We start from the raw sequence: 12070 nt of genomic DNA on the forward strand, positions 1-12070 counted from the left end.
AGCCGCCGCACCAGCCGGACCAGCCGCGGGCGCGGCCGGCAGCATCGCCCCCAGCAGCGTCGCGGCGGCCGCGGCTGCGGCGTTGTCGTGGGTGCCGGTCTCGTCGTCGGCCAGATCGGTGCTGTCCTTCCGGCCTTCGGCGGCGCCCTCGGCCTTGCCGGTGCTCCCCTGCGTCTTGCCGGCATCGGCGCCGGCGTCGGCCGGGTCCACCTTCTTGCCGGTCTCGGCAGCGTTCTTGCCTGCGCTGTCGGCCGTTTTGCCGCTCTTGGCCGGCTGCTGCTGTTGGCTGGCCGCGCTCGCTTCGCCGGCCTGCGTCTGGCGTGCGCGCGCCAGGGCATCGCCGAACTCGCTCGCGCCCGAAGCGGGCTGCGGGTTGCGCGGAGCGTTGGCGGGTGCGGCGCCGCCGCTGACGATTTGGCTGATGTCGATCATCTGTACTTGCTGGCTTATTGGTTGTGTCCGCTGCCTACCTGCTGCCGGGACAGGCGCGCGGCGTACTCATCGGTGGCCCGCTGCTCGCGGCGCGCGGCAATCTGCTGCTCGCGCGACTCCGCACGCGCAATCAGCGTGTCGAACGAGTTCAGGCGCTGCTTCTGCTTCTGCCAGTTGGCGCGGCCGGCCAGCAGCTGCGATTCGGCCTTGGCGAGCGCCTCCGTCTGCTGGCGGATCGCGGCGTCGAGCGAATCGAGGAACTGGGAGAAGTCGTGGCAGCGCGCCGACGGCATGCCGTTCTGCATCAGGGCCTGCATGCGCGCGCGGTATTCCTGCCGGTACTGGGTCAGCGCGGCGAGCTGCTGCTCGGCCTGCGTGCGCTGGCCCTGCAGCCGTCCGAGTTCGCGCGCGGCGGTGTCGGTATCGTTCTGGGCCAGGTCGGCGAGCGTGTTCAGCGGAGAGGTCTTAGCCATTTGCGCTCCTGTCGAAGAGCAGATGCAGTTGATCGATCGATTCGCCGTACCCCGCGCGCTCGTGAATGTCCTGCTGCAGGAAGGCTTCCATGCGCGGATGCAGGCGGATCGCCAGATCGAGTTCGGGATCGGCGCCCGGTACGTAGGCGCCGACGCTGATCAGATCGCGGTTGCGCTGGTAGCGCGACATCAATTGCTTGAAGCGGCGCACCGAGCCGAATTGCTCCGGCGAGATCAATGCGGTCATCGCGCGGCTGATCGAGGCCTCGACGTCGATCGCCGGATAGTGGCCGGCCTCGGCCAGGCTGCGCGACAGCACGATATGGCCGTCGAGGATCGCGCGCGCCGAATCGGCGATCGGATCCTGCTGGTCGTCGCCCTCGGCCAGCACGGTATAGAAGGCGGTGATCGAGCCGCCGCCCTCGGCGCCGTTGCCGGCGCGCTCGACCAGCGTCGGAAGCTTGGCGAACACCGAAGGGGGGTAACCCTTGGTTGCCGGCGGCTCGCCGATGGCCAGCGCGATCTCCCGCTGGGCCATCGCATAGCGCGTCAGCGAATCCATGATCAGCAGCACATGGCGGCCCTGGTCGCGGAAATACTCGGCCAGGCGCGTCGCGTAGGCGGCGCCCTGCATGCGCAGCAGCGGCGAGGTGTCGGCCGGCGCGGCGACCACCACGGAACGGGCACGGCCTTCCTCGCCGAGGATGTTCTCGATGAAGTCCTTCACTTCGCGGCCGCGTTCGCCGATCAGGCCGACCACGATCACCTCGGCGCTGGTATAGCGCGCCATCATGCCGAGCAGCACGCTCTTGCCGACGCCGGAGCCCGCGAACAGGCCCATGCGCTGGCCGCGGCCGACCGTCAGCATGCCGTTGATCGCGCGCACGCCAACGTCGAGCACGGTATCGATCGGGGCGCGCGACAGCGGATTGATCTGCGAGCCGGCCAGCGGCACTTCGCGCGCGGCCTGCAAGGGGCCGAGGCCGTCGAGCGGCCGGCCCGCGGCGTCGAGCACGCGGCCGAGCAGCCCTTCGCCGACCGGCAGGCGCTTGGAGCCGGGTTCGCGCGGCGCGCTGTCGCCGCTGGGCAGCGGCGACGGTTCGAGCGGATAGACGCGCGCGCCCGGCACCAGGCCCAGCACGTCCGATTGCGGCATCAGATAGAGACGGTCCGCGCCGAAGCCGACCACTTCGGCCTCGGCCATGCGCGGCCCCTGGCCGGTCGCGCCGGCATGGCCGGGGATTTCGATCAGGCAGTCGCTGCCGACCGGCATGCGCAGGCCGACGGCCTCCAGCACCAGCCCGGCGGCGCGCGTCAGCCGCCCGCAGCTGCGCTTGCTGTCCAGCTCGGCCACGTTGGCGGCCGCGCCGGCCAGCGCATCGCGCCAGCGCTGGCCATGCAGCTCCGGCGCGCCGGTCAGGGCGGGGTTTGCCGCAGGGGAGGCAGCGGGCTCACGCATCGGGCGCTTCCCAGGGATCGTTGCGGCCTAGGGCCTTGACCACGCGGCTCCAGCGGGTGGCGAGCGTCGCATCCAGCTCGCCGCTGGCGGCGCTGGCGATGCAGCCGCCGCGCGCCACCGTCGCATCCGCGCGCACCGACCAGCCGGCCGCTTCCAGCTCGCCGGCCAGGTGCGTCTGCACCAGCTCGATATCGTCGGGATTGAGCAGCAGGCAGGGCGCGCCGGACAGCGCCGGCTCGTTGGCCAGCAGCTCGCGCACGGCAGGCAGCAGCACGGCGGGGTTGTGCGCGACGGTGTCGTGCACCAGCTTGCGCGCGACGTCGAGCGCCAGCGCGATCAGGGTCTGGCCGACCTCGTCGTCGATGCGGCGCAGCGCGCCGGCGAAGGTGCCGGCCAGTTCCTGCAGGCGGGCGGCCTCCTGGCGCGCGGTCTCGAGGCCGCGCGCGTAGCCTTCGCGATGGCCGTCGCCGTAGCCTTGGGTCTGGCCCTGCGTGTAGCCCTGGGCATAGCCTTCCTTGCGGGCGCCCTCGCGCATTGCGTCGAGCGCGGCGAAGTCGATCGGCGGCGGCGCGGGTTCCTCCGGTTCCGCTTGGAACGCGGGCGGCGGAGGCGGCGGCGCGTCGAAGGCCGACATCTTCCAGCGGCGCCAGCCGTTGCTGTCGCTGCCCCGGCCGGCCTGCCTGGCGCCGGGCTGCTGTGCATCGGCGCCGAAGGCGTCGAAGCTCTCGAAACCCGCGCTGTCGCGGCCGCCACGCATGTTCAAGCCCGCGGAGGGGGCCGAGGGGGCGGAGGGGGCCGACGAAGCGGCGGACGCCGACGGCACGGCGGGTCGGGCCTGGGCGCGCGGCTCGTAGCGCGCGCCGAAGCCGTCGTCGCGATCGTCGTCGAGCGAGCCGCCGAGGTGGTGGCCCAGCGCCTGCCGCGCGTAGGGATTAGACATAGGCATCGTCGCCGGCTCCGATCTGGATTTCGCCGGCGTCGGCCAGGCGTCTTACCACCTGCAGGATGCTCTTCTGCTCGGCCTCGACCTGCGACACGCGCACCGGGCCCAGCGCTTCGAGGTCCTCGCGCAGCATCTCGCCCGCACGGGTCGACATGTTGCGGATGAACTTGTCGCGCAGTTCCTGCGGCGCGCCCTTGAGCGCGACGATCAGCGACTCGGTGGCGATTTCCTTCAGCACGCGCTGGATGCCGCGATCGTCCACTTCCAGCAGGTTCTCGAACAGGAACATCTCGTCGATGATCTTCTGCGCGAGGTCGCTGTCGTGCTGGCGCACGCCGGCGATCACCGCCTCCTCGTGCGTGGTGTTCATCAGGTTGATGATCTCGGCCGCGGTGCGGATGCCGCCCATGCGGCTGCGCTTCAGGCTCTGGCCGGCCAGCAGCTTGGTCAGCACGTCGGTCAGTTCCTGCAGCGCGCCCGGCTGCACGCCGCCGAACGTCGCGATCCGCAGCACCACGTCGTTGCGCAGGCGGTCGGTGAACAGCGCCAGCACCTCCGAGGACTTCTGGCGGTCCAGGTGGATCAGGATGGTGGCGATGATCTGCGGATGCTCGTCGCGGATCAGCTCGGCCACCGAGGTCGCGTCCATCCAGTTCAGCGAGTCGATGCCGCTGCCCGGGTCGCGCGATTCCAGGATGTCTTCGATCACCGACAGCGCGCGTTCCTCGCCCAGCGCCTTGTTCAGGACGCTCTTGATGAACGTGCTCGAATCCACCGACAGCGCCAGGAACTGCTCGGTCTCGCTGCGGAACTCGGCCAGCACGGCCGCCATTTCTTCTCGCGTGACGGCGTTCAGCGACGCCATGGCCGAGCCCAGCGTCTGCACTTCGCGCGGCGACAGGTGCTTGAACACCTCGGCCGCCGCATCCTCACCGAGCGACATCATCAGGATGGCGCTCTTCTGCAAGCCCTCACCGTTCATCGCTAGACATCCAGTTCTTGATCACACTGGCGACCAGACGCGGGTCGCGTTGCGCGGCGTCGCGCACCAGGGCGAGATCGCTTTCGTATTTGGCGGTCAGGCGCAGCACTTCCGGATCCGGCTGCTGCTCCTCGACCGGCAGCAGCACGGACTCGGCCGCGTTGGCCTCGGCGGGCGGCGGCAGCGGCGGCGCGGTGTACTTGCGCACGATCGGCCGTGCCACCTTGAACCACACGAACAGGGCCAGCAGTGCCAGCAGCAGGTATTGCGCGGCGGTCTTGGCCAGCTCGATCATTTCGGGTTGCTTCCACAGCGGCAGTTCCGGTTTGATTTCCTCGCCGGAAGTGAACGGGCTGTTGACCACATTGAGCGAGTCGCCCCGCGCCGGCGAGAAGCCCATGGCCTCCTTGGCCAGGTTCTCGATCTGCGCCAGTTGCGCCGCGGTCAGGGGCTCGCTGGTGATCTTGCCGTTCGCGCCGGCCACCTGCCGATGATTGACCACCACCGCCACCGACAGGCGGCGGATGCCGCCCGGTGCCTGCTGCACGTGGCGCACGGTGCGGTCCAGCTCGTAGTTGGTCGTCGAGTCGCGGCGGGCGCTGCTCGGGCCGGCCTGTGCGCCGGCGAGCGCGGCCTGCGTGCTGGCGGTGCCGGCTTGCTGTCCCTGGGCCTGCTGGCCGGTCTGGCCTTGCTGTCCTGGCTGGCCCTGCTGCCCTTGCTGGCCCGGCTGCTGCGTGACCACCGGTGCGGCGGCCTGCAGCGGCGGCTGGTTCGACAGCGCCCCCGGCACGCCGCCGACCGGCGAGCCGCCTTGCTGGTTCGACTCGCTGGTCTGCTGGCTGCGGATCGCCGCGCGGGTCGGATCCTGGTTCGGCTTGAACGACTCGTCGGTGTGCTCGACGATATTGAAGTCCACGTCGGCGGTGACCTGGGCCTTCACATTGCCCTGGCCGACGATGGGCGCGAGGATCGACTCGACGCGCTGCACATAGGTGCGCTCGAGCGTCTGCACATACTTGAGCTGCGTGGCATCGAGCATGCGCTCGTTGCTGCCGTTGCCCGACAGCAGGTTGCCATGCTGATCGACGATCGAGATCGACTTGGGCGTCAGCTCCGGCACGCTGGACGACACCAGATGGCTGATCGCCGCGACCTGGCCTTCGTCGATGGCGCGGCCCGGATGCAGCGTCAGCACGATCGAGGCGGTCGGCTTCTGGCGCTCGCGCACGAACAGCGTGGGCTTCGGAATGGCCAGATGCACGCGCGCGGACTGCACCGCGGCGATCGATTCGATCGAGCGTGCGAGCTCGCCTTCGAGTCCGCGCTGGTAATTGACCTGTTCGGCGAACTGGCTGATGCCGAACTTCTGGTTGTCCATCAGCTCCATGCCGGCGTTGCCGCTCTTGGGCAGGCCCTGCGACGCCAGCCGCAGCCGCATCTCATGGACCTTGTCGGCCGGCACCATCACCGCACCGCCGCCCTCGGCGAACTTGTACGGCACGTTCATCTGCTGCAGCGACGCGATCACCGCGCCGCCATCGCGTTCGGACAGGTTGCTGTACAGCACCTTGTAGTCGGGGCTGCGCGACCACAGCACGCCGACCGCGATCGCCGCGGCCAGCGCGGCGCCGCCCAGCATCAGCGGCAGGCGCGGATTGCCCTTGAAGCGCTCGATCAATTCCGAGCGGTTGCCCAGCACGGCTGCCGCATTCATGCGCGGGCCTCCGTATTGGCCGACCCGCCGAGCCGGCCGGGCAGGGGCGAACCTTGCCGGGGGCGCAATGCGCCGCCCTGGCGGTGGCCGATGTCGGCATGGCTCAGATCACGCAGCAGACAAAACACGCGTACTCTCCGCGATAGTTAAACAAAGGGGCGCCGGTGTCGTTAATGCATTCGCTGGCAGCAAACCAGGGATGCGGGTGGGGAGCGGCAAGGCGACAGCCCGCCAGACCCGGCACGGTAGCGATGATCGGTTACCGGGCGCACAGACAATCCGGGGAATAGGACGGCTTTTCGGTCCGATTTCGGCCTATGCCGGGCCGGACGCGGCAGGTACGCTTCGGCTGCTGGATTGGGCGGGGGCCCGCATTTGGTAGCCCCGTGCCCATCCGATCGACCCATTCAGGGGGGCCGGCCTCGCTTCGGCGCCTCGCCAATCACGGAAAAGACAGACCGATGAGTTCGATTGCATCCATCGAAGGCATGCTGCAGCAGCTGCGCGGCCTGGCGCAGAGCGCGTCGGGCACGACCTCCCAGACCATCCCGGCCGCCGCCTCCGGCTTTGCCGGCGAGCTGCAGCGCTCGCTGCAGAAGATCAGCGGCGCCCAGGAACGCGCCTACGGCCTGGCCGAGGCCTTCGAGCTCGGCAAGCCCGGCATCGCGCTGAACGACGTGATGATCGAAATGCAGAAGGCCAGCATTTCGTTCCAGACCGGCGTGCAGGTGCGCAACCGGCTGGCGATGGCGTATCAGGAAGTGATGAATATGGCGGTGTAAGCGTCGTGCTTGCACGCGAAGGCGACCCTTGCGGTCGCCTTTTTTCGTCTTGATCCGGGTCTTTGGTGACCCTTATTCGATCCGCACGATTCCGGTATCGACTTCCAGCCGATGCAGCCACGCCAGCAGTTCGGCCACCGCCGTGTAGAGCTGAGGCGGGATCTGGCTGTCGAGGTCGACCTGCATCAGCAGGTTGACCAGCGTCGGGGAGTCGTGGACATAGACGCCGGCCTCGCGGGCCTGCGCGATGATCGAGTCGGCGATCAGGCCGTAGCCCTTGGCCACCACCCGCGGGGCGGCATCGTTCTGGCGGTACGACAGCGCGACCGCCGCGCCGCGGGGCGAGTCCTGCTGGCTCATGCGGTGCCCTCCGCGTCGGTGTCCCGGCGGATCGAGAAATGCAGCAGGTCGATGCCACGCGCGCCGAGGTTGTCGCGCAGCCGGCCCTGCGCGCTATCGAGCATCCGCACGATGCGGTCTTCCTGTACCGCCAGCCGGGTTTCCAGGCCGTTCGGCGTCAGCGTCAGGCGCGCTTCCACCGTTCCCAGCTGAGGCAGCTCCAGCACCAGGCGGCTTGACCATGTGCGCTCGTCCGCGGTGTCGCCGTGCTCGCCGGAGGACCCATGCTCCTGCTGCCGTTCGGCGATGTCCCATTGCATCGGCGTGCCGGGCCACGCTTCGCCGGCCCAGCGGAACTGCTGGGTGGCCAGCAGTTCGAGCTGCTGACGGACGATGCCTTCGGTATTCGGATGGATGGCGGGCGCGGCTTCGGCTTTCGCCAAGTTGGGCGCCGCGTCCGGCCGTGCCTGTGCGTCGTCGTGGTTCGCGCCCAGCAGGGTCTGCGCGCCGGCCTGACGGGCGGCGTCGTTGGCGGCGGCCCGGTAGGCCTGCGCGGCTGCCTGCAGCGAGCGTGGCGTTTCGTTGCCGCGCAGGGGATCTGCGCCGCGCGCGCCGGTGTCGCCCGCGGTCGCGGCGGGATCGTCGGCGCTGGCTTCGGGTCCCCCGCTCGCGGCCGAGCGGGCGGCATTCAACGCGGCGTCGAGCACGGCCTGCGAGGGTTCGGCGGCAGCCAGCGCCTGGATCGCGCTGCTCAGGGCCTGGGCGTCGGTGGGCGAGGCGGGAAGCAGGTTCGGCAGGGGAGCCGTGGCCGAAGGCTGTATCGGCGCATCGGGCTGCTGTCCGTAGGCGCCCGTCACGGACCCCTGGCCGAACGCGGCGCCGCCCTGCGGTGCGCCGCCGGCGCCGGCGCCGGCCCCGGGATAGGGGTGTCGGCCGATTCCCGCCTGCGGCTCGCGCGCCAGACTGGCCAATCCACGTTCGCCGGCGATCCATTGCGCCAGATGCGATTCATAGAACAGGCCGCTGTCCTGCACCAGATGCATCAGCGCCAGCCGAACTTGCGTGGTTCCCTCGGGCAGGCGCGTGGGCGGCACGGCCAGCAGCGGTCCGGCGCTGCGCAGCGGCGCGGCGGAGCCCTGCGCCAGCAAGGTAAGGATGGTACGGGCGGCGAAGCTCAGGGTTTCGCGGGTGGAGCGGGTCGGCGTGGCGGCCAGAGGCTGGCCCGGTGCGCCGCTGCGTACCGGCAGCTCGACGGCCCCGGTGGAGGTGCCGTCGGACTGCCGGACCGTGGCGCCGCCGGGACTGGCGGTCAGCGCGGCCAGCTTGTTGGCCGACACCTGCGCGCGCAGCGTGTTGGCATCGAGCCCTTGCCCTGACGGCGAACCGGGCGGCAGATGGATCGCGGTCATGGGGAGGGTTCCGGGTGGTCCGCTGGGTCACCGGCTTGCCGGCGACGGCCAGCGGGACCCGGCATGGGGTCAGGCAGGGCTGCCGTAGGCGTGCGAAAGATTCTGGCGGCGGCGCGAGTCGCCCAGCAGTTGGCCCAGGCGGGCCAGGTGCGGCAGCATCAGGTCGCGGATGCGGGCGTCGTACGCCAGGATCCGGTCGAGCAGCGCGTGGCGGCGCATCCGTTCTTCGGCCGAGACCGGTACGTTGTGCTCGAGCTCGCGCAGGCGGTCGACGACGGCCAGGTAGACCTTCTGCACGTCGTCGAATGCCGTCCAGTTTTCCGCCTCGGCGGCCTCGAGCATCTGCTCGGACAGCACCAGCAGTTCCTCGTAGTTCAGCACGGTGGGAGAAACGGCACGCATGATCAGTTCTCCTGCGCTTCGGCGACGGCCATCGGCTGACCCGAAGCCGCCGGCGGCGCGGCGTTGTCGCCGGCTTTGGGCTCGCCGATCTGCGCCCATGCGGTGGCGAGGTTGTCCAGCAGCGCGTCGACCTCATTGAGCAGCGTGACATCGCTGCGCACATTGGCCAGCAGCAAACGGCGCGTCATGTAGTCGTACAGCGCTTCGAGATTGGCGGCGATCTCGCCGCCGGTGCCGTGGTCCAGCACCGCGCGAAGGCCGTTGTCGACGATGTCGATCGCCTTCGAGATGGCCTGGCCGCGCGCCTGCACGTCGCCCGAATCGAGATGGAACTTGGCCCGCGCGATGGCCGAGCGCGCGCCGTCGTACAGCATGGCGATCAGCTTGTGCGGGCTGGCGCTCATCGCCCCGGTCTGTACACCGACCCGGGCATAAGCGTTGATTGCTTGGCGCGCATACATGATGGCGATCCTTGCCGTTGATTACTTCTTGGTCTGGTTGGCCAGCGCGGCGAATTGCTGGTTCAGGTAGCTGCTGGTCTGGTTCAGCTGGCTGACCAGCATGTCGAGCTGCGTGAACTGCGCGCGGTACCGATCGATGGTCGCGTTGACGCGGTCTTCCACCTGCGTGTAGCGGTCTTCCAGGTCCTTCAGCGTATCGGTCAGGCCGTCGGTGGCGACCTTGATCGCGCCGTTGGTTTCATTCAAGTCGTCGATCGCGTCGGTGATCTGCTTGCCGAATCCGCCGGTACCGGTGGTATGCGAGAACATCGATGTAATACCGCCGAGGTCCTCATTGATTGCCTTGGTCAACTTGCCATCGTCGATCGTCAGTGTGCCATCTTTGGTGAACGCGACACCGATCTCGGACAGTGTGATGGTGCCGCCGTTGCCGTCGGGCTGAGGCACGTTCAGCATGCTGCGCAGGCGCGTCTGGATCGAGCGCAGCGTGCTGTCGCCGTTCAGCGCGGCGCTGCTGCCGGTGGTAGCGTCAAAAGAGGTCAGAGTTTTGGCGGTGTTCTGAATATTGTTGTACGCGGTGACGAAATTCTGGATCCCAGCCCTGATGGACTCGGTGTCGCGCGTCACGGTCAAGCTGCTGCCGCCGATATTGTTCAACGTCAGCGTGACACCTTGGGCCGCATCTGTGACGGTATTGGTCTGGCTGGCGACGTTGATTCCGTTTATTGCTAACTTGGCGTTGGTGGCTCGAACGGTTTCTTGCATGCCGCTCGTCTGTGTCGCCTGGGTCGGGTCGAAGCCAACGAGATTGGTAAGCTCAGGGCTGTCCGCGGTAATCCGCATGCTGGACTTTTCACCGGTACTGTTCGAGGTCAGCACCAGGCGGTAGGGCGTGCCGCTGCCGTCGTTGACGATGCTGGCAGTGACACCGACGCTGGCCTTGTTGATGGCATCGCGGATGCTTTGCAGCGAATCTTCGCCGGGCTTGATCTCGACGGTCTTGCTGCGAGTGGCGTCGGCGGTGAAGCCCAGCGGGTCGGTATAGCCGCCGGTGCCTTCGTTGTAGCCTTGGCGTTCGCCGAATTCGAAGGTGATCTTCCCTGCGCCAATTGCGGTGGTCTGGCTGGCGACATTCTTGCCGACCAGCGACTGGGCTTGCGCCAGGCTGGTCACGTTGACCGAGTAGGTGCCCGGCACCGCGTTGGAAGCTGCCGCCGCCGACAAAATGGCGCTCGAACCGACCACTGCCTTGGCGGCACTGAACGTCGCCGCATCCGCCAACTTCTTAGCGGCCGCCTGGTAGGCCGACAAGACGCTGCTGAGAGTACCGTACGCCGAGAGCTTTGCCTGGTAGCTTGAGGCCTGGTTCTCGAGTAGCTTCAGCGGGGCTTTTTCGGCAGTCTCAAGCTTCTCGAGCAGCGAGCCGAGTTCCAGTCCTGAGCCGATACCAATGTTGGAAATGGTAGCCATAGTCTTCTGCCTTTGTTGTTCAGCTTGCCTACGTCAACGCGTAACAAGAAATACTTTGCAGGCAGCGAACTGCCTGCAAAGCATTCCCAGCGGAAAACCGGGCCTTGCGGCCCGGTTTTCCGCGCCGTTGCGAATTAACGCAGCAGCGACAGCACGTTTTGCGTGGTCTGGTTGGCTTGGGCCAGCACCGAGGTACCGGCTTGCTGCAGGATCTGCGCGCGGGTCATGTTCGACACTTCCGTTGCGTAGTCAGCGTCCTGGATGCGCGAACGCGAAGCCGACAGGTTGGTCACGGTGGTGCCCAGGTTCGAGATCACCGAGTCGAAACGGTTCTGCACGGCACCCAGCGAGCTGCGAAGGTCATCGACTTGCTTCAGAGCGGCATCAATCTTCGCGAGCGGGTTACCCGTGGCAACTCCGGCGAATTCGAGGGTTGCCGAGCCACCGCTCAGAGCAACCGAGACGCCGACGTTGGCGGTCGGCGTAGCTCCACCATCTACGAGCGTGTTGGCTGCGACATAGTTCTTGCCTTGTACAGTAACGTAGCCCACAGCAGCGGTACCGTCCGAGCCAACGCGGACCAACTGATCCTGCAGCGTGACCGCGGCGTTGATGCCGTTATCGGGGTCGGTGAACGAGACATCGGCGCCGTTGAGTACGACTGCGCCGTTGGTCCGGTTTACGGATGCGGCGAAGTATTCGTCGCCAGCCTTGACGACGAATTGGCCAGTGTTCGCACCGCTTGCGTTCTTGATTTCATGCAGTTCAAGGTCAGCGGCAGCGAACGTCTTGCCGGTTGCCGTATTAATTTTGGTGATATCACCAGCGCTGAAGCTGACGTTGAAGGAGCCGGTGCCCGCCGCGGCAGCGACAGAGGTAATTTTAGGGCCGACGTTCAGGGCGTTAGATGCCACCGAAAATCCGTCCAGTCCCAGCGCGCTCCTGTCGATCTGCTTGAGATCGATGTCGATGGTTTCCCCATCGTTTGCGCCAACTTGGATTGTCAGCTTGTTATTACCCGCGAGCACTTTGACGCCGTTGAAGTCAGTCTGTTCCGACGTGCGATCGATCTCAGCCTGAATCGCCCCGGTTTTCGCGGAGGCTGTTTGGTTAAAGTAAAACGGCCTCGTCGGCGGTTTTGCCGAGTTGGTTGTAGTAGTTTGCCTCAGCCTCGGCGGGCGGGATATAGCCGATGGATGAGTGC

General features: G+C 67.7%; 11 protein-coding genes and 2 pseudogenes. 1 reads left to right on the top strand and 12 read right to left on the bottom strand.

Annotation, left to right across the window (positions count from 1 at the left end):
* The 6 genes and pseudogenes from F1599_RS02025 to fliF form a co-directional block, all read right to left on the bottom strand.
* A pseudogene (locus F1599_RS02025) lies at nucleotides 1-432 on the bottom strand (hypothetical protein); the annotation flags it as partial.
* A 14-nt stretch (nucleotides 433-446) separates the two neighbouring features.
* The gene (fliJ, locus tag F1599_RS02030) at nucleotides 447-905 is read right to left on the bottom strand and encodes a flagellar export protein FliJ (protein WP_150082068.1); all 459 of its coding nucleotides are present in this window, start codon (nucleotides 903-905) and stop codon (nucleotides 447-449) included.
* Entirely contained in the window at nucleotides 898-2364 is a 1467-nt protein-coding gene (fliI, locus tag F1599_RS02035) for a flagellar protein export ATPase FliI (RefSeq protein ID WP_150082070.1), read from the bottom strand. Before fliI ends, fliJ begins: the two co-directional genes overlap by 8 nt.
* Nucleotides 2357-3121 carry a flagellar assembly protein FliH gene (gene fliH, locus F1599_RS02040; protein WP_395894551.1) on the bottom strand — a complete coding sequence of 255 codons (765 nt, stop codon included), beginning with the start codon at nucleotides 3119-3121 and terminating at the stop codon, nucleotides 2357-2359. The genes fliI and fliH overlap by 8 nt, the downstream gene beginning before the upstream one ends.
* A gap of 175 nt (nucleotides 3122-3296) precedes the next feature.
* Nucleotides 3297-4289 (bottom strand): flagellar motor switch protein FliG, encoded by a 993-nt coding sequence (gene fliG, locus F1599_RS02045; RefSeq protein WP_023264265.1) that lies wholly within the window; start codon nucleotides 4287-4289, stop codon nucleotides 3297-3299.
* Nucleotides 4279-6003, bottom strand: coding sequence for a flagellar basal-body MS-ring/collar protein FliF (gene fliF, locus F1599_RS02050; RefSeq protein ID WP_150082074.1), 1725 nt, complete (start codon nucleotides 6001-6003; stop codon nucleotides 4279-4281). Before fliF ends, fliG begins: the two co-directional genes overlap by 11 nt.
* Before the next feature lie 461 nt (nucleotides 6004-6464).
* Here fliF and fliE point away from each other — a divergent pair, with 461 nt between their 5' ends.
* Nucleotides 6465-6785, top strand: coding sequence for a flagellar hook-basal body complex protein FliE (gene fliE / locus F1599_RS02055; protein ID WP_149319503.1), 321 nt, complete (start codon nucleotides 6465-6467; stop codon nucleotides 6783-6785).
* Between the two features lie 72 nt (nucleotides 6786-6857).
* Here the strand turns inward: fliE and F1599_RS02060 are convergent, their stop codons facing one another.
* The 6 genes and pseudogenes from F1599_RS02060 to F1599_RS26495 all read right to left on the bottom strand — a co-directional run.
* Nucleotides 6858-7145 (bottom strand): EscU/YscU/HrcU family type III secretion system export apparatus switch protein, encoded by a 288-nt coding sequence (locus F1599_RS02060; RefSeq protein ID WP_149319505.1) that lies wholly within the window; start codon nucleotides 7143-7145, stop codon nucleotides 6858-6860.
* Nucleotides 7142-8533, bottom strand: coding sequence for a flagellar hook-length control protein FliK (gene fliK / locus F1599_RS02065; RefSeq protein ID WP_150082076.1), 1392 nt, complete (start codon nucleotides 8531-8533; stop codon nucleotides 7142-7144). Before fliK ends, F1599_RS02060 begins: the two co-directional genes overlap by 4 nt.
* A gap of 69 nt (nucleotides 8534-8602) precedes the next feature.
* The gene (locus F1599_RS02070; RefSeq protein WP_190286280.1) at nucleotides 8603-8935 is read right to left on the bottom strand and encodes a flagellar protein FliT; all 333 of its coding nucleotides are present in this window, start codon (nucleotides 8933-8935) and stop codon (nucleotides 8603-8605) included.
* 2 nt (nucleotides 8936-8937) lie between these two features.
* Complete coding sequence (gene fliS, locus F1599_RS02075) at nucleotides 8938-9396, bottom strand: flagellar export chaperone FliS (RefSeq protein WP_150082078.1); 459 nt, start codon at nucleotides 9394-9396, stop codon at nucleotides 8938-8940.
* 21 nt (nucleotides 9397-9417) lie between these two features.
* Entirely contained in the window at nucleotides 9418-10866 is a 1449-nt protein-coding gene (gene fliD, locus F1599_RS02080; protein ID WP_150082080.1) for a flagellar filament capping protein FliD, read from the bottom strand.
* Nucleotides 10867-11000: 134 nt separating this feature from the next.
* Nucleotides 11001-11942 (bottom strand): annotated as a pseudogene (locus F1599_RS26495) (flagellin); the annotation flags it as partial.
* Nucleotides 11943-12070: the final 128 nt, after the last annotated feature.

This window comes from Cupriavidus cauae (assembly GCF_008632125.1).
GTDB lineage: Bacteria > Pseudomonadota > Gammaproteobacteria > Burkholderiales > Burkholderiaceae > Cupriavidus > Cupriavidus cauae.